At 68.1% G+C, this 16407-nt stretch carries 16 protein-coding genes; 8 read left to right on the top strand and 8 right to left on the bottom strand.

All coding sequences use genetic code 11. The features are described 5' to 3' along the window. Positions 1–16: 16 nt before the first annotated feature. The 8 genes from HMUK_RS14525 (at position 17) to HMUK_RS14490 (ending at position 8031) form a co-directional block, all read left to right on the top strand. On the top strand, positions 17–967 hold the full coding sequence (locus HMUK_RS14525) for an RAD55 family ATPase (protein ID WP_015763943.1): 951 nt from the start codon (positions 17–19) through the stop codon (positions 965–967). A 41-nt stretch (positions 968–1008) separates the two neighbouring features. Then, the gene (gene mfnA, locus HMUK_RS14520; RefSeq protein WP_015763942.1) at positions 1009–2058 is read left to right on the top strand and encodes a tyrosine decarboxylase MfnA; all 1050 of its coding nucleotides are present in this window, start codon (positions 1009–1011) and stop codon (positions 2056–2058) included. Positions 2059–2206: 148 nt separating this feature from the next. Further along, a complete protein-coding gene (locus HMUK_RS14515; protein WP_015763941.1) occupies positions 2207–2776 on the top strand; it encodes a YqaA family protein in 570 nt (189 codons plus the stop codon). A 99-nt stretch (positions 2777–2875) separates the two neighbouring features. Further along, a complete protein-coding gene (gene metG / locus HMUK_RS14510) occupies positions 2876–5002 on the top strand; it encodes a methionine--tRNA ligase (protein WP_015763940.1) in 2127 nt (708 codons plus the stop codon). A gap of 44 nt (positions 5003–5046) precedes the next feature. Next, positions 5047–5436 (top strand): DUF7312 domain-containing protein, encoded by a 390-nt coding sequence (locus HMUK_RS14505; protein WP_015763939.1) that lies wholly within the window; start codon positions 5047–5049, stop codon positions 5434–5436. A 24-nt stretch (positions 5437–5460) separates the two neighbouring features. Then, the gene (locus HMUK_RS14500; protein ID WP_015763938.1) at positions 5461–6033 is read left to right on the top strand and encodes an NfeD family protein; all 573 of its coding nucleotides are present in this window, start codon (positions 5461–5463) and stop codon (positions 6031–6033) included. An 87-nt stretch (positions 6034–6120) separates the two neighbouring features. Continuing rightward, positions 6121–7275: an SPFH domain-containing protein gene (locus HMUK_RS14495; RefSeq protein WP_015763937.1), complete on the top strand. Its 1155-nt coding sequence runs from the start codon at positions 6121–6123 to the stop codon at positions 7273–7275. Between the two features lie 141 nt (positions 7276–7416). Continuing rightward, positions 7417–8031 carry a winged helix-turn-helix transcriptional regulator gene (locus HMUK_RS14490; protein WP_015763936.1) on the top strand — a complete coding sequence of 205 codons (615 nt, stop codon included), beginning with the start codon at positions 7417–7419 and terminating at the stop codon, positions 8029–8031. Positions 8032–8157: 126 nt separating this feature from the next. On the opposite strand, the gene HMUK_RS14485 is transcribed toward HMUK_RS14490, so the two are convergent. From HMUK_RS14485 to HMUK_RS14450, 8 genes are all read right to left on the bottom strand, one after another. Further along, positions 8158–8400, bottom strand: a complete 243-nt coding sequence (locus tag HMUK_RS14485; protein WP_015763935.1) for a DUF7123 family protein — start codon at positions 8398–8400, stop codon at positions 8158–8160. Positions 8401–8651: 251 nt separating this feature from the next. Continuing rightward, the gene (locus tag HMUK_RS14480) at positions 8652–9113 is read right to left on the bottom strand and encodes a Mut7-C RNAse domain-containing protein (RefSeq protein WP_015763934.1); all 462 of its coding nucleotides are present in this window, start codon (positions 9111–9113) and stop codon (positions 8652–8654) included. Between the two features lie 3 nt (positions 9114–9116). Next, on the bottom strand, positions 9117–10850 hold the full coding sequence (gene polX, locus HMUK_RS14475) for a DNA polymerase/3'-5' exonuclease PolX (RefSeq protein WP_015763933.1): 1734 nt from the start codon (positions 10848–10850) through the stop codon (positions 9117–9119). Then, on the bottom strand, positions 10847–11299 hold the full coding sequence (locus HMUK_RS14470) for a DUF5788 family protein (protein ID WP_049940904.1): 453 nt from the start codon (positions 11297–11299) through the stop codon (positions 10847–10849). Before HMUK_RS14470 ends, polX begins: the two co-directional genes overlap by 4 nt. Before the next feature lie 231 nt (positions 11300–11530). Beyond that, positions 11531–12580, bottom strand: a complete 1050-nt coding sequence (gene citE / locus HMUK_RS14465) for an L-malyl-CoA/beta-methylmalyl-CoA lyase (RefSeq protein ID WP_015763931.1) — start codon at positions 12578–12580, stop codon at positions 11531–11533. After that, positions 12577–13659 (bottom strand): 2-methylfumaryl-CoA hydratase, encoded by a 1083-nt coding sequence (gene mch, locus HMUK_RS14460; protein WP_015763930.1) that lies wholly within the window; start codon positions 13657–13659, stop codon positions 12577–12579. Before mch ends, citE begins: the two co-directional genes overlap by 4 nt. Beyond that, positions 13656–14978 (bottom strand): methylaspartate ammonia-lyase, encoded by a 1323-nt coding sequence (locus tag HMUK_RS14455; RefSeq protein ID WP_015763929.1) that lies wholly within the window; start codon positions 14976–14978, stop codon positions 13656–13658. The genes mch and HMUK_RS14455 overlap by 4 nt, the downstream gene beginning before the upstream one ends. Beyond that, the gene (locus tag HMUK_RS14450; RefSeq protein ID WP_015763928.1) at positions 14968–16407 is read right to left on the bottom strand and encodes a methylaspartate mutase subunit E; all 1440 of its coding nucleotides are present in this window, start codon (positions 16405–16407) and stop codon (positions 14968–14970) included. Before HMUK_RS14450 ends, HMUK_RS14455 begins: the two co-directional genes overlap by 11 nt.

The raw sequence follows: 16407 nt of genomic DNA, 5'->3' as shown, positions 1-16407 counted from the left end.
GCGGTGGAGTGGTCGTATGGACGACCTCTCGCCACCCGAGGCCAAGAGCGTCAGTGCGGGAGTCGAGTACGTCCCGTTCGGCATCCCGGGACTGGACGGTGCCGTCAGAGGTATCCCGACCGGTAGCGCAGTGCTGCTCGCGGGCGCACCCGACGCCGGCAGCCACGCCTTCCTGTACACGAGCCTCGCCTCGCTCGCGCTCGCGAAACACGAGCCGGCGCTGTACCCCCGACGGCTCGGCGACGCGCGCGAGGCGATCCCCGAGCGCGTCAGCTACGTCTCGTTGACTCACGACCGGGAACACATCTACAGCGAACTCGACGCCGTCCTCGACTCCGAGCAGTTCGAGATCCTGACCGACCACCTCACCGTCGCCGACTTCTCCCAGCAGTTCCTCTCGGCCGTCGACGTGCCCGCGTCGCTGTACGACCAGCGCCGCGAGGACGTGCCCGCGCCGACCGAAGACGACGACAGCGGGGTCGCCGGGCTGCTCGACGACGTGACGCTGCCGGACGAGCGCTCGACGGAGACCGACGACGCCGACGACGTGTCCGCCTTGCTCGACGAGATCAGCGAGTACGTCGCCGACAGCGGCGACGACGCGATCCTCGTGATCGACGGGCTCTCGGACCTCCTCCTGGCGACGAACTTCGGGCTCGATCGCAGCGCCGTGCTCGGCTTCCTGCTGGGGTTGCGCGAAGCGGTCGTCGGCTGGGACGGGATCGCCTACGTGGTCTACGAACGCCGGGCCGCCGACGTGCGGAGCGATCCCGACATCCACGGACTGCTCCACGGCTCGGTCTTCTTCTACTCGAACGACCAGGGTCACGACACGTATCGGACCATGCGCGTCGGCTCTTTCGGCGGCGCGCTGGACACCGAACGCCAGACGGTCTTCGAGAGTTCGGTCGGTCCGGCCGGCCTCCGGGCGAAGGCGACCAAGAAGATCGGCCCGTCGAACTGGTAGGAACACAACGCCTAAAGTCGTCAAGTCCGTGTCCGTAACTGATGCAGCGGGCCGAGCCCCAGTCGTTCGAACGTGTCCTCTCGTCGATGTGTACCGAACCTCATCCGACGGCTCGGAAGGCGGCCGAGCGGTTCCTCGCGACGAATCCCGGCGATCCGGGCACCTACGAGACGGTCGCCGACCTCGAACGCGAGGCCGTCGAGCGACTGGGAACGATCGCCGGCCTCGGCGATCCCGCGGGCTACGTCACCAGCGGCGGCACCGAGGCGAACGTGCAGGCGATCCGGATCGCGCGCAACCGCGGCGACACCGACGACCCCAACGTCGTCGCGCCGGAACACGCTCACTTCTCGTTTACCAAGGCCGCGGAGCTGCTCGGCGTCGAGCTTCGGACCGCGCCCGCGACCGACTACCGGGCGGACATGGACGCCATGACCCACCTCGCGGACGACGACACTGTCGCCGTCGTCGGCGTGGCCGGCACCACCGAGTACGGCTACGTCGATCCGATCCCGGCGGTCGCCGACCTCGCAGACGCGGTCGGCGCGCTCTGTCACGTCGACGCGGCGTGGGGCGGCTTCTACCTCCCCTTTACCGACCACGACTGGCACTTCGGACACGCCGACGTCGACACGCTGACGATCGACCCACACAAGGTGGGGCAGGCCGCAGTGCCGGCGGGCGGACTGCTCGCGCGCTCGCCCGATCTCCTCGACGAGCTGGCGATCGATACGCCGTATCTTGAATCGCGGAGTCAGGTCACGCTGACCGGGACGCGCTCCGGGGCCGGCGTCGCCAGCGCCGTCGCCGCCATGGACGCCCTCTGGCGGGATGGCTACCGCGAGACCTACGAGCGGGCGATGGGCAACGCCGAGTGGCTCGCCGAACAACTCGACGTGCGGGGCCACGACGTGATCGGTCCCGAACTGCCACTCGTCGCGGCGGACCTCTCGATCCCGATGACGACGGAGCTACGCGACCGCGGCTGGCGGGTCTCCAAGACCGGCAGCGGCGAGATGCGCGTCGTCTGTATGCCCCATGTCACCCGCTCGATGCTGCGCTCTTTCGTCGCCGATCTGGACTGGTACTGACACCGTCGACGGACATCTGTGACCGATTTCGCCACCCGAGTTGCGGATCTCGCCACGACGTTACAGCGTACGACGGCGACCGAGAGTATAGAGCGATACCGACGCGACATATCAACACTTACTACGCCCCTCACGTTAGGCCCTGTCAGTGGTGTTCGATGGGTTCGTACTGTTTCTGTCTGAATGCGGAACAGCGACAGATCCGACGGGACTCGAAGAGGCGGTCTGTACGGCGACCGGGCCGTTCGGACTGCTGATCATCGCCGTCTACTCGTTCCTGATCGCGTTCCTGTTGCCGTTCCCGAGCGAGGTCGTCCTGGCTCCCAGCGGGACGCTGCGCCTCGGCCTCTCGGAACCGGCGACGATCGCCGTCATCATCGTCGTCAGCGGGGCGGGCAAGGCGCTGGGTAGTATCTTTGCTTTCCACATCGGCCAAGAGACCAAAGAGTACGGGCCACTGCTCTCTCTGCTGGAGCGGTCCCGGTTCGACATTCTGGGCTGGTCCGAACGCAAGACGGTCTCGATCGCCAAGAAGTACGGCTACGCCGGCCTCGCGCTGGCGCTGTGTGTGCCTTTCTTCCCCGACACGATCTCGATCTACGCGTTCTCGATCCTCGAAGACGACTACCTCAAGTTCGCGACTGCCACCTTCTTCGGTAGCGCCGGTCGGCTGGTCGTGACGATCGGGCTCGCCGCGGGCTTTTTCACGATCTTCTGACACCGCCGGCCGCGGGGCGTTTTCCGCTGGCACCGACGGCGGCGAACGCGCGGCTGCAAATCGGCACACTTTCCACAGCCACGGCGGTATCGAACCGATATGAGCGACCAGCAGTTCCCCACCGACAATCCCGCAGTGGTGACGGTCGGGTTGCCCTACGCGAACGGCGACCTGCACGTCGGCCACCTGCGTGGCTACGTCAACGGCGACGTGTACGCTCGCGCGCTCCGGCGCGTCGGCCAACAGACCGCGTTCGTCTGTGGCTCGGACATGCACGGCACGCCGATCGTCGTCAACGCGGGCGAGGAGGGCGTCGATCCCGAGGCGTACGCGCTGGAGTACCACGAGACCTACGCCGAGACCTTCCCGCAGTTCAACGTCGAGTTCGACAACTACGGTCACACCCACGACGACACGAACCAGGAACTCACACAGGAGTTCGTCCGCTCGTGGGTCGAGCAGGACCACGTCTACGAGAAGGAGATCCAGGTGGGCTACGACCCCGAAGCCGACCAGTGGCTCCCGGACCGCCTCGTCGAGGGCACCTGCCCGTACTGCGGCGAACGGGCGCGTGGCGACGAGTGCGACGAGGGGTGTCAGCGCCACCTCGAACCCGGCGAGATCGAGGACCCCGTCTCGACGCGGACGGGCAACCCCGCCGAGTACCGCACCCGCGAACACAAGTTCCTGCGCCTGAACGACTTCCAGGAGTACCTCCAGGGCTTTCTCGACCGCCTCGACGGCACCGACAACGCACAGAACCAGCCCCGCGAGTGGGTCGAGGGCGACCTGCAGGACCTCTGTATCACGCGGGACATCGACTGGGGGGTCGACTATCCGACAGACGCAGACGACGAGGAGACCGAGGAGGACCTCGTGCTGTACGTCTGGGTCGACGCCCCGATCGAGTACGTCGCCTCCACGAAGCAGTACACCGAGCGGGTCGGCGAGGACACCTACGACTGGGAGTCCGTCTGGAAGCTCGGCGGCGAGGAACGTCACGGCACCGACTGGGACGACGACTGGACCGACGAGGCCGGCGAGATCGTCCACGTGATCGGCCGGGACATCATCCAGCACCATGCCGTCTTCTGGCCGGCCATGCTCCGGGGTGCGGGCTACAACGAACCCCGCGCGATCCTCGCGACCGGGTTCGTCAACATCGACGGCAACTCCCTCTCGACCTCCCGGAACCGCGCGGTGTGGGCCGACGAGTACCTCGACGCGGGCTTTCACCCCGACCTGTTCCGCTACTACATCGTCTCCGGGTCGGGCATCGAGACCGACGTGGACTTCTCGTGGGACCGCTTCGCCGAGCGAGTCAACGGCGAACTCGTCGGCAACGTCGGGAACTTCCTCTACCGGTCGCTGCTGTTCGCGAAGCGCAACTACGGCGGCACGCCCGACACCGAGATCAGCGACGACGTGCGCGAGCGCATCGAGGACGCCATCGAGACCTTCGAGGACGCGGTCGACGACTACGAACTGCGAGCCCTCGCCGACGTGGGCGTCGAACTCGCCGACTTCGGCAACGAGTACATCCAGCGCAACGAGCCCTGGAACCTCGTCGACGACGATCCGGAGCGGGCCCAGCAGGTGATCCGGGACTGCGTCCAGCTCTCGAAGGCCGTCGCAGTTCTGCTCCAGCCGGTGCTGCCGGAGAAGGCCGAACGCATCTGGGGACAGCTCGGCGAACAGGGCTCCGTGGCTGATGTCCCGCTCGACGCCGCACTGGCGACGCCGCCCGCCGACTTCGACGAGCCGACGGAGCTGTTCAGTCAGGTCGAGGACGACCACATCGAGGGGCTGAACGATCAGCTCCAGCGCCGCGTCGAGGCGGCCAGTGACGACGAGGGCGACGAGGACGACGAGGGCGACGAGACGGTCGAACTCGAACCGCTCGAAGACGAGCGCATCGGCTTCGAGGCGTTCGAGGGCGTCGACATGCGCGTCGGCCAGATCGTCGCCGCCGAGGACATCGCCGACTCCGACAACCTCCTCGAACTCGAGGTCGACATCGGGATCGAGACCCGCCAGGTCGTGGCCGGCCTGAAGGGGCTCCACGACGTGGACGAGCTCCCCGGAACGCGGGTCGTCCTCCTCGCCAACATGGAGAAAGCGGAGCTGTTCGGGCGCGAATCCAACGGGATGATCCTCGCGGCCGGCGACGACGCCGACCTGCTGACGACTCACGAGGACTCGCCACTGGGCACCCGTATCCACTGATCGGACGCAGGGAGCTTTTGTACCACCACCTGTAATGACGGCGTATGGCAAACGACGCCGACTCCGACGACTGGAAGTTCTCGGTCGACGAGGTCGGCCCCGACGCGGAGACCGCGACGAACGGCCACGACGAGGCGGTCGAGCTGTCGAGTGAGGACGTACCGGAACCGCTGGTCGACGAGAGCGAGTCCGACGCTGGCGGCAACGTCGCCGGGAGTCTGCTGTCGGCCGGGCCGATCGAACCCGAGGCGGCGAGCCGCGAGAACGCTCTCTTCGTCGTTCTCGGCGTCTACCTCGCGGTGTTCGGGTTCGCGGCCATGCTCTCACCCGGCTTCGTCTCGTCGCTCCAGAACGTGCTCGTACTCGGCGGCGGACTCCTCGCCGTCGCTCTGCTGTCTTTCGGCTTCTTCGGACTCCTGACCCCGGAGACTTAATCCGCCGGAGGCCGTAGGTCGCGTATGTCTCTGCTCAGCGAATCGCTCTCGACGCTCCTCTTCGTCGGAGGGGCCCTGTTGCTCGTCGCCGAAGCGGTCGCTCCGGGCGCACACTTCTTCGTTCTGGGCGTCGCGCTCCTGACGGCGGGCGTCGTCGGGCTCTTCTCGCCGGTCGGGGGGGCGCTCGGGATTCTCGTGCTCGCCGCCGCCGTCCTCGTGGCCACCGGTCTGACCCTGTGGGGGTACCGTCGCCTCGACATCTACGACGGCGAAGGCTCTGCACAGACGCTCGACTCGAACTCGCTGCGGGGCAAGTTCGGCCGCGTCACCGAGCGAGTCACCCAGACCGACGGGGAAGTGAAGCTTCAGGACGCCGGCTTCAACCCCTACTACCAGGCTCGCAGCGTCGACGGTGAGATCGAAGAGGGCGCGGAAGTGATGGTCGTCGATCCCGGCGGCGGCAACGTCGTCACCGTCGAGGCCGTCTCGGGCGGTGACGCGATCGACCGACAGCTCGAAACCGACCGCGAACAGTCAGTGACCGACGCCGAACCGGAACGCGAGTTCGACCCAGACGCCGAGTCCGACGCCGCCTGAACGGTCACCGTGTGCGATCTGTAAGCGGAAACTACCTGTCACGACGACCGAAGGCTTTTCTTTTAGCCACCCCGAGGTTGGGACGATATGCTTCCAAGTGTCGTCCTCCAAGGAGGGGGACTCCTGTTCGTCGCAGTGGTCTTCCTCCTGCTCGCCGTCGCACTGGTGTATTCGAGCATCGTCATCATCCGCCCGTACCAGCAGGGTGCGTACACGGTCCTCGGTTCGTATCGTGGCCTCCTCGATCAGGGGATCCACTTCATCTACCCGTTCGTGTCGGACGTGACGCGGTTCGACATGCGAACCCAGACACTCGACGTGCCCCGGCAGGAAGCGATCACCCGGGACAACTCCCCGGTGACCGCCGACGCCGTCGTCTACATCAAGGTGATGGACCCGAAGAAGGCGTTCCTCGAGGTCGAGAACTACGAGCGAGCCACGTCGAACCTCGCCCAGACGACGCTGCGGGCCGTACTGGGTGACATGGAACTGGACGACACGCTGAACAAGCGCGGCGAGATCAACTCCCGCATCCGCCAGGAACTGGACGAACCCACCGACGAGTGGGGGATCCGCGTCGAGTCTGTCGAGGTCCGCGAGGTCAACCCCTCGAAGGACGTCCAGCGGGCCATGGAGCAACAGACCTCCGCGGAGCGGAAACGCCGTGCCATGATCCTGGAAGCCCAGGGTGAACGGCGCTCCGCCGTCGAGACGGCGGAAGGTGACAAGCAGTCCAACATCATCCGCGCACAGGGTGAGAAGCAGAGCCAGATCCTCGAGGCGCAGGGTGACGCGATTTCGACGGTGCTACGCGCGAAATCCGCCGAGTCGATGGGCGAACGCGCGATTATCGACAAGGGCATGGAGACGCTGGAAGGGATCGGCGGCAGCGAGTCGACGACCTTCATCCTGCCCCAGGAGCTCACGTCACTGGTGGGCCGGTACGGCAAGCACCTCACCGGCTCGGACGTGAAGGAGAACGGCCACGTGCTGGAGGGTCTGGAGTTCGACGAGGAGGCCCGCGAGATGCTCGGCCTCGACGACATCGAGAAGATCCTCGGTCAGATCGACGCGGAGGCCGACGTCGACGTCGAGGAGATGGAACAGCAGGCCCAGAAGATCAAACACGGCGAAGACTCGGGTATCGTCGACGCCAACGAGGCTATCGAGGAGATGGACCAGGAGTTCGGTGACGGTGGCAACGCCCCTGGCGACGGTAGCACCGACGAAGACGACCTGTAGGCCAGGTATAGTAGCCATTGAAAATCAATGCACACCCGATCGCACGACGGAAGCGCGATCGGTGTGTAAATCGTTTCAATTGTTACTATAGTCACTACAGTCGAAGCCGTTTTATTACTGGTGTGCGTAGCTGAACCAGACATGGGTGGGGATGGTCCGGTCGACGAATCGAAGCGTGCGACGCTGCGCCGGTTCGCCGCGCTCGGTGCGGCGGGTCCGCTGGCGCGCTTCTCTGACAGCGACGGGGACTCCGAGAGCGACGCCCGTGAAGCGATCGCGGGCTACGTTTCGACGACGCCCGGCGCGCACTTCTCGAAGATCAGAGACGACCTCCAGCTCGGGACCGGCGAGAGCCAGCATCACCTCCGGCAACTGGCCGAGGACGGACGGATCGACAGCTACCGCGACGGCGACTACCGGCGGTTTTTCGCGGCCGGACAGTTCTCCGAGCGGGAGATGGTCGTGTTGAGCTATCTCCGCCGCGAGACGCCGCGTGGGATGCTCGTCGCGCTGCTGAGAGATCCGTCGGCCACGGGCGGGGACCTGGCGGCGACGCTGGACGTGTCTCGGCCGACCGTCAGCAAGTACGCGAGCGAACTGGAGAGTGTGGGACTGCTCTCGCGAGACGACGGCTACGCGGTCGAAGAGCCAGAGACCGTCCTGACGCTGCTCGTTCGCTACGCGGACTCCTTCGGTGAGCACGCGGCCACGCTCGCCACCGAGGCGGCGGATCTCGTCTCGTACGATCCGGAGTGACGGAGGACTGTCGTCGCTTTTCCGGTCGAGCACAGGTCGCTGCTGGGGGGCGTGACCGACGGTCGGCCGTCGCTTCGGGCACTGCTGCCGGTACTACGAGAAGCGACGAGAGAGTTCGACGAGCGGTCAGCAGGTGACCTTCCACGTCGTCGCCGAGGAGTAGCCCCACTTCTCGATGTCGATGTCGAACTCGCCGTCTTCGATGGCCGTCATGTTCGTCCCGACTTCTTTCGCGGAGAGACCGAGTTCGTTGCCGATGAGCCGGGACTTGAAGTACGTCTGTGTGTCGGCGTTGTCTCGCAGGAACTCGAGGATGCGGCGCTGTTTCTCCGAGAGGCGCGTGTCGGCCGTCGTCGCTGTCGTGCTCATACACCACCGTTCGGATCAGATACTCTTAGGGGGTTTGGTACGGTCGGTTAAACCGCTGCCGTCCTGCGGTTTTTGCGTCGGCTCGGTCGGCCGGTCCGTGCTCACTCCGCTCTAAGTGGGGCGGTTGGTACGGGTGGGTAACACCCACATACCGGCCCGTGGCGAGTGGCCGGTGTGGGCACGCTGCCAGCCGTCCGCCAGTCGTGTGGTCGACACGCTTGGCGGCGACGCCCGTCAATCAGTGACGGCAGTTAGTCCTCGATCTCGGCGATCGTCTCGGCCACGTCGTCCCAGTGGCTCCCTCGCCAGAAGTGCTGTCCGCAGGCTCGACAGCGCCACACGTCCGTCTCGTCGGGCTTCGGTGCGTAGTCGGGCGTCGAGCGGTCGGCGTCGACGGCGTCCAGTCGGCCGTTGCAGTCGCCACAGTACGCGGGTTCGTCGTCGACGGCGAGTTCGAAGCCCGCGTCCGACAGCTCCGAGAGCTGTGTCTCGATCGCCCGGCCGTCGAGCAAGATCGCGTCGGGACTCCGGCTCGCGAGGTCGCGATCCCTGGTGACGATCCGTCGCCCTTCGCGTCGGGCCAGGACGAGGAGCGCCTCGTCCGGCGCGTCCGGGGCGATGTCCCGGTCGAGCGCGTAGGCGGCGTCGTAGCCACACATGCGCAGGTACGTCGCGAGCGTCCCGCACATCACGTCGAGCAGGAGGTCGGTCATCGGTCAGTGGAGGAACGACCGCACGTCGTCGACGTTCCAGGCGTTGAGTACGTCAACGGGCTCGGCCCAGCCCCGCCGGCCGGTGTGGACGCCGTACCTGAGGCTGTCGAAGCCGGCCGGCGAGTGTGCGTCGGTGTCGATAGCGATGGTCGCGCCGACTTCGATCGCCGTCTTGACGGCGCTGCCAGCGAGGTCCAGTCGCGCCGGGTCGGCGTTGATCTCCAGTGCCGTGCCGTGGTCGGCGGCGACCGTCGCCAGCCGGGATACGTCCACGTCGAGGCCCGGACGGCGGTTGAGGTAGCGACCGGTCGGGTGGCCGACGATGTCGACGGCTGGGTGTTTTGCCGCCGCGATCAACCGCTCGGTGCCGTCGCCGTCGAGCGCGGCGTGGGGCGAGGCAACCACGAGGTCGAGGTCGGACAGCAGGTCGTCGGCGACCGACACCTGGCCGTCGGCCGCGACGTTGGCCTCGACGCCCGCGAACACGTCGATCCCCGCCTCGTCGGCCGCCGCCCGGATCTCGGCGAGCTGGTCGCGCAGTTGCTCGTCGTCGAGGCCGACGCCGCCGACCATCCCCGGCCCGGTGGCGTGGTCCGTGATCGCGAGGTAGTCGTGGCCGAAGGCGGCCGCCCCCTCGATCATCTCCACGATGGTGGCGCGGCCGTCCGACCAGGACGTGTGCGTGTGGAGGTCCCCGCGAATATCGCTCGTCTCGACGAGGTCCGGCAGGTCCCCTTCGACGGCGGCCTCGATCTCGCCGCGGTTCTCTCGCAGTTCCGGGGGAACCCAGTCCATCTCCAGCGGCTCGTACACCGACGCCTCGGTCTCGCCGCCGATCCGCTCGCCGGCCCGCTGGTCGTCGTCTTCGACGCCGGCCACGTCGAAGATGCCGTACTCGTTGACCTTCAGGTCCCGTTCGATCGCGCGGTTCCGGACGGCGACGTTGTGGGCCTTGCTCCCGGTGAAATACTGGAGGGCGGCCCCGAACTCCTCGGGGACGACGACGCGCAGATCGATCCGGACGCCGTCGGCCCGCAGGCTGGCCTTCGTGTCGCCGGCCTCGATGACGCTGTCGGCCTCGGGCCAGTCGGCGAACGCCGCGACGACCCGCTCGGCGTCGTCGCTGCCGACCAGCACGTCCACGTCGCCGATCGTCGCCCGCCAGCGTCGCAGCGAGCCCGCGAGCTCGACCGACGCGATTGCGTCGACGGTGTCGAGGTACTCGACGACGCGCTCGCCGTTGGGGCGGGCGTCCCCGAGCAACTGCCGTTCGTGGGCCTCGCGGGCGAAGTCGATCCCGTCGAGGATGTTCTGCTCGGTCTTGGCTCCGAACCCCTTCACCGTCTGGATGTCGCCGGCCTCGGCGGCCGATTCGAGGTCGTCGAGCGTCTCGATCCCCAGTTCCTCGTACAGCGTCCCGGCGGTCTTGGGGCCGACGCCCTCGACGCTGGTGATCGCCGCCATGTCGAGGGGGTACTCCTCGCGCAGCGCCTCCAGTTCCTCGATGTGGCCGGTGTCGACGTACTCGACGACCTTGCTCGCGATGGCGTCGCCGACGCCGTCGATCTCGCCGACGGCGTCCTCGCCCTCTTGGGCGAGGCCCTCCACTGCCTGTGGGTACTCGCGGATGTTCTCCGCGGCGCGGCGGTACGCGCGTGGCTTGTAGTCGACGCCCTTCGCGTCCAGCAGGTCGGCGAAGGCCTCGAACTGCCGGGCGATCTCGTCGTTACGACTCATCGTCCGCGACTCGCCCTCCCGGTACCGGAGTCGGCGTCCTCGTGGCCCAGCGCCTTCTTGAGGAACGTCATCCAGCGTTTCTTGTCGGCGGCTTCCTTGGCCTGGGCCTCCTGCTCGATGTCGGCCGGGCCGAGCTGTTCGAGGGCGTTCAGCGCCCGGTCGATCCCGATGATCGAGTTCGCGAGGCGCTCTCCCTGCGCGAACGTGATGTCGTCGTCCTCGATGCGCTGCTTGCGCTGGCGGCGTTCGCGTCGGAGGTTGCGCTTGGCGTTCTCGACGCGGTCGCGTTCGCCGGAGGGGATCGTGTCCCGGCGCTTGATCTCGAAGACGAACGACTGGAGTTCGATCGTCTCGCCTTGCACCTCGATCTCCTCGGGGATGTCCACGCCGATCGTCGCGCTCTCCCGGCCGATGCGTTCGAGCAACTGCTCGCGCTCGAAGTCTTTCACGTGATCGTCTTCGGTCGGGAGGGTCTTACTCGCTTCGCCCGCCGCTACGCGGACCGCCCTCGTGCCGGGCTCGGGCACCGGCGGCGGAATCGACGGCCTCCGGGAGCAGCGGGCTCAGCTCACCGGCATAGAGGATAAATCAAACGACTTGAGGCATACTGTAGCATACTGTGGACAAATTTTTGTGGCAGCTTCCGGCTACAGTCGAGTTCGGCGTGGATATCTGACCGCTTACGTCGAGCCCTCGAACCCCAGTTCGACGGCGCGCGCACGCTCGACGAGGTCGCCGTCGTAGCGGTCGGCCGTCTGCTCGGGGTGGGCCTCGTCGATGGCACGGACCGTCGCGACCGTGTTGGCGAAGTTCTTGTACGTGGCCTCGTCGACCATCTGGCCGTCCAGCACGACCGCGCCCGACCCCTCTGCCTTGGCTTCGACGAAGCGCTCGATCTTGCCCACGTCGCGCTCCAGTTCCTCGGCGGTCGGCATGTGAATGCGGTTGGCCTGGACGGTCTGTTTGGGATGGAGCGACCACGAGCCGTCGATGCCGATGGTCGCCTCGCGGGTCACCTGGTCGGCGTAGCCCGGTGCGTTGTAGTAGGTCACCCCTGCCCGCTCGTGAAAGAGCTGGTCGAAGGGGCCGCCGACGGCGAGGAGACCGGCGGCGCTGGCCTCGTTCGAGAGCCGTTCGAGCATCGCGGCCCACTGGGGGCGCTCGCCGTCCATCGCGCGCCCGCCCAGCTCTGCGGTGTAGTCCACCGGTCCGAAGATCAGGCCGGTCAGACGCGAGTCCTCGCCCAGCCGCGCGATCTCTCGCAGGTCCGAGAACGCCCGCGCCGTCTCGACGATCACGGAGAGACCGATCGAGCCGTCGTCGTACCCGTGCTCGCGTTCGGCCTCCGCGACGGCCGAGCGGGCCCGCTCGACATCTGTTCGCCGGCCGACCTTCGGGACGACGACGCCGTCGAGGTGGTCGCCGGCCTCGCCGACGAGGCGGTCGATCTGGTCGACGCCTCGCTCCCGGAAGCTCGGGTCGGCGTAACTCCACTCGACGCGGGGCCAGATCTCCCCGCCGAAGTCGGGGCCGTATTCGGGGAGCCGGTCGATCGTGTTTTCGAGCGCCTCGGCTTTCATCGACGGCGCGGTGCCGTCCTCGATGTCGGGCGCGAGCCAGTCCGGTGCCTCGAACCCCTCGGCGGTGAGCCCGGAGTCGAGGTACTTCGCCGAGTTCTCGCGCGGGACGGCGGCCGGTGCGGTCTGGAAGGTGCGACAGAGTCGTGTCATTGGTCGGGGTGTCGGCTGTCGACGAGTGCGGTTCGCCGGCCGGAGTAGACCGGACGGCGGTCCTGGTCGAACGCGACGTGTTCGAAGGTCACTTCGCCGGCTCGCGGCGGGCCGGGGTCGGGATCGGCTTCGAGGACGCGCGTGAAGCCGTAGATCGTGTCGCCCAGCGTCACGAAGTCGTGGAACGATTCGTCGTGATAGGCGCGTTCCCGGTACGTCGCCTCGTCCGATCGGGCGTGGGCCAGCGCGACCGAGCGGGTCACGTCGCCGTAGGCCACGATGTCTCCGGACGGCGAGTCGGCCATCGCGTCGCGGTTGTGGTGCTGGCGCGCCGTGTTCAGCGTCGCCAGGGGGAGCCCGGCCACGAGCTGGTCGTCCATCGTCCGACCGCGCTCGTGGCGGTAGGCGACGGCCGCGTCCGGATCGTCCCCGACGCGATCGAGCGCCGCCCGAAAGTCCTCGAAGTGGGGGCCGTCGGGGGCGATCAGCGTGTCCGGCAGGGTGCGGGTGGACGCTCCCTCCTCGGCCGTCTGTTCGTCGTCGGTCACCTGCCCACCGTCGGCCGCTGTCGCGGTCCGCCGCGGGACCATGTTCGTCCGCTCGTAGCTGACCAGCACCGAGTCCGTCTCGGCGTCGTAGCCCGCCGTCTGCCAGGTGACGATCCCGTAGTCGGGCCGGGAGTTCGAGGTGGCCGTCGACTCGACGGTCGACCGGGCTCTGATCTCGGTCCCCGGCAGGACGGGCTCGTGGAACCGGAGGTCGGTCCGGCCGAGGAAGTACCCGCCCTTCTCCGAGAGGTCCTCGACGGTCGCGCCCATGACGCAGGCGAGCAGGTAGTCCGGGTGGATCGGTGGCTCGGGGAAGTCCCGCTCGCGGGCGGTGTCGGTCCGCCAGTAGGCGGGATCGTGGTTCAGCGTCTGGCCCATCCACCGCTCGTTGCCGGGCCGATCGAGCGCCAGGCCGGGCTCGTGCTCGATGGTCTCGCCGACCGCGAAGCGCTCGAAGTAGTGGCCCTTCTCTCGGGTCTCCGCGCGATCGAGCGCCGAGGCGAAGGCGTCCGGGTCGGTCCAGTCGCTCATCGCCGACCACCGCCCGCCCGGCCGGGGTCTGGATCGCGACGCACGGCGTCCCGTCGCTCGGCGGCGTCGGCCCCGGTCGCTCGCCCGTCCATCCGTGCCACCGTCCGGCGCATCTCGTTGGTGACGATCATGTACCCCTCGTCGAAGCCCATGCCGGGCTTTGCCAGCACCTGCGCGGCGTCGGTCGCCAGCGCGACGTGGGCACAGGCCCGCGCGGAGGTCGCCGTCTCGTTGCAGGTGCCACCGAGGTACGCCCGGGTGTCGGTGCCCTCGCAGTAGCGGACCGCGCGGGCCGACCGCTGGACGCCGCCCAGGTCCGGCGTCTTGATCTGGACCACGTCAGCGGCCTCGTGGTCGACGAAGCGGCGAACGTCGTCGAACGTGTTGCACCACTCGTCGGCGACGACGTCCACGGCGACGCCCGCGTCGGCGAGCGCCTCGCGGAGTTCGGCCATCGCGTGGATCTGGTCGGCCCGCCCAGCGGCGTCCATCGGTCCCTCGACCTGCAGCGGGTAGGGGGCCGCCGCCCGTTCGAGCGCCGCGAAGTAGTCGGTGACTTCGGGGCGGTCGTAGGGCGGCCCGAAGAGTTCGCCGACCATGCCGTACACGTCGACGTGAAACCGGGGCTCGTACTCCGGGCGTCCGAGGTCGTCGGTGCGTGTCGACAGCCAGTCGAGGTAGTCGAGCAGGCCGTCGCCGTCCGCGCCCATCGCGTCCGCGGAGTTGAACAGTCCGTGGGGCAGGACTGGGACGCCCTTGACGAGCATCTTCTCGGCGTTGGTGTATCGCTCGTCGCCGGACTGGCCGAACACCGGGACGGGCTCCGTGGCCGGTTCCGTTCCCAGCGCCGTCGCGAGCACGTCGGTGGGCGTGCCCCGAGTCGCGTGGGCGGCGGCGTTCAGCAGCGCCTGCGAGACGCCGTAGCGGACGGCCGTGTGGAGTCGTCCCCCCTCGCGCGAGGGCAGCGCTTCGATGGCCGTGACGTTCTCGTCGAAGTGGGTCGCGTCCCGTCCGCGCAGCACGTCGGCGACCTGCCCCTCGAGGACCGACACGAACTCGTCGGCCCGAAACCGGGGGTCGCGACCGCCGGCCCCGGAGTACTGGACGGCGGCACAGTCTCCCCGCACCCACCGGCCGTCGCCGAGCCGGAGTTCGACCAGCAGGCTCTCGCCGGCCTCTCGGATCCGGTCGAAGCCGTCGGTCACCGGCTCGCCCTCGTAGGTGAACCCGTCGCGGCTGGCCCCCTGCTTGATCGCCCGCTGGTCGTCGAAGAAAAAGCCCGCGACGCCGGGGGTCGCCCGGACGGCCTCAATCCGCATCCGTCTCACCCCGGCGGCCGATGAGCTTGCCGTCGCTGATGGCGTCCACGTCGTCGGCGACCATCTGGAACGACTGGGCTCGGCCCTCTCGCTCGGCGCGCTTGCCGAGCTTGTTCTCGTGAATCTCGCGGATCTCGTCGGGCACTGCGAGATCGCCGAACTCGAACATCCGGACGCGGCCGTCGTCGTCGCGGGCCGGCAACACCGCGCCCGCCGCGGCGTCGCTGGGGGCGAAGGGAACGTCCATCGCGCCCGACTCGAAGGCACGGATCACCCCCTGGGCCACGTCGCCGTCGCCGTGGCGGTCGATCGCGTCCATCAGCGCGCGTGTCGTCTGTTCGATCAGTCGCTGTTCCTCGTCGATACCGGCGAGGTCGATGTCCTGTTCGATGGTCATATCTATGAGCTGTCTCGTCGTCCGCAGGCCGGCGGCGTTGGCCTCCTTGGTCGGGACGCCCTGGAACTCCTGTGGGGACTTGGTGATGACCTTGTCGGGCCTGGCGACCGCCGCCGTGACGCCGCCGAGGCCGATGACGCCGCTGGCACGGGCCTCGTCGGGTGGGAACCCGCCCATCCACTCGTGGAAGACGGTGGTGACCGTCACGTCGTCGGGCAGGTACTCCTCGCCCAGCGCGCCCAGCGCGCGCAGCGCGGCCACGTCCTGGACGACGTTGCCGACCTGGCCGTAGCCAAGCGTCAGCGAGCGCACGCCCTGCGTGGCCGCGAGCAGCCCCTCGACCAGCATCACGGCGATGGCGATGGCCGGCGGGACCAGCGTCCCGGTCAGCGGGCCGAACGGCTCGCGGTTGACGACGACGCCTCGCTCCGCGTAGGCCCCACAGAGCCGGTCGACGAACTGCCAGTGTGTGATCGTCTCCTCTAGGCTGTGGCCTTTCGTGTAGGGGATGTTGTACGAGATGGGGCCGCCCTCGAAGCTCTGAAAGCCACCCGCCAGCGTCACCATCGCCAGCAGGCGCGCGTCGGGCGTGCCGTGGCGCACCTCGATGGGCGTGTCCAGCGCCCGCACGAGTCGGCGGCAGTCCTCGACGCCGTGGTTGACCGCTGGGAACCCGTTCAGCGCGTCCTCGTCGCTGTTGCGCGAGGCCGCCAGCCCTTCCTCTGCCTTCTCGTACTCGTTGTCGCGGGTGTAGGAGTCGATCGTCGTCGGGAGCAGGTCCGCCCCGCCCTGCTGTTCGAGATACCGGAGCAGATCGATCTGCGCTTCGAGGCAGGGGACGCCCGCGCGTGGCTGGAGCAGGGGTCGATCGGCCGACTCCAGAACCGGGGCGAACTGTTTGCCGGGCGGGAGCGACTCGTGGAAGGCGATCGCCTCCTCGAAGTCGACCTCGCGGCCGGTGTGCCACTCGTCGCGGAGTCCGTTGGCGAGTCGCTGTAGCTCCTCGCCAGCGAGCCGCTGGTCGCGGGGCAT

Origin of the sequence: Halomicrobium mukohataei DSM 12286 (assembly GCF_000023965.1) — an archaeon.
In the GTDB taxonomy this organism is placed as follows: Archaea; Halobacteriota; Halobacteria; order Halobacteriales; family Haloarculaceae; genus Halomicrobium; species Halomicrobium mukohataei.
The sequence above is the reverse complement of the archived record's forward strand: the minus strand, read 5'-3'. Positions and strand labels throughout refer to the sequence as shown.

Bases quoted from the DNA above. Each gene is read 5' to 3' on its own strand.
- HMUK_RS14495 (WP_015763937.1), top strand. From the start codon at position 6,121: ATGCTTCCAAGTGTCGTCCTCCAAGGAGGGGGACTCCTGTTCGTCGCA.
- mch (WP_015763930.1), bottom strand. From the start codon at position 13,659: ATGAGCGACTGGACCGACCCGGACGCCTTCGCCTCGGCGCTCGATCGC.
- HMUK_RS14485 (WP_015763935.1), bottom strand. From the start codon at position 8,400: ATGAGCACGACAGCGACGACGGCCGACACGCGCCTCTCGGAGAAACAG.
- HMUK_RS14525 (WP_015763943.1), top strand. From the start codon at position 17: ATGGACGACCTCTCGCCACCCGAGGCCAAGAGCGTCAGTGCGGGAGTC.
- HMUK_RS14500 (WP_015763938.1), top strand. From the start codon at position 5,461: ATGTCTCTGCTCAGCGAATCGCTCTCGACGCTCCTCTTCGTCGGAGGG.
- polX (WP_015763933.1), bottom strand. From the start codon at position 10,850: ATGAGTCGTAACGACGAGATCGCCCGGCAGTTCGAGGCCTTCGCCGAC.
- HMUK_RS14455 (WP_015763929.1), bottom strand. From the start codon at position 14,978: ATGCGGATTGAGGCCGTCCGGGCGACCCCCGGCGTCGCGGGCTTTTTC.
- HMUK_RS14450 (WP_015763928.1), bottom strand. From the start codon at position 16,407: ATGCCCCGCGACCAGCGGCTCGCTGGCGAGGAGCTACAGCGACTCGCC.
- HMUK_RS14480 (WP_015763934.1), bottom strand. From the start codon at position 9,113: ATGACCGACCTCCTGCTCGACGTGATGTGCGGGACGCTCGCGACGTAC.
- citE (WP_015763931.1), bottom strand. From the start codon at position 12,580: ATGACACGACTCTGTCGCACCTTCCAGACCGCACCGGCCGCCGTCCCG.
- HMUK_RS14505 (WP_015763939.1), top strand. From the start codon at position 5,047: ATGGCAAACGACGCCGACTCCGACGACTGGAAGTTCTCGGTCGACGAG.
- HMUK_RS14490 (WP_015763936.1), top strand. From the start codon at position 7,417: ATGGGTGGGGATGGTCCGGTCGACGAATCGAAGCGTGCGACGCTGCGC.
- metG (WP_015763940.1), top strand. From the start codon at position 2,876: ATGAGCGACCAGCAGTTCCCCACCGACAATCCCGCAGTGGTGACGGTC.
- mfnA (WP_015763942.1), top strand. From the start codon at position 1,009: ATGCAGCGGGCCGAGCCCCAGTCGTTCGAACGTGTCCTCTCGTCGATG.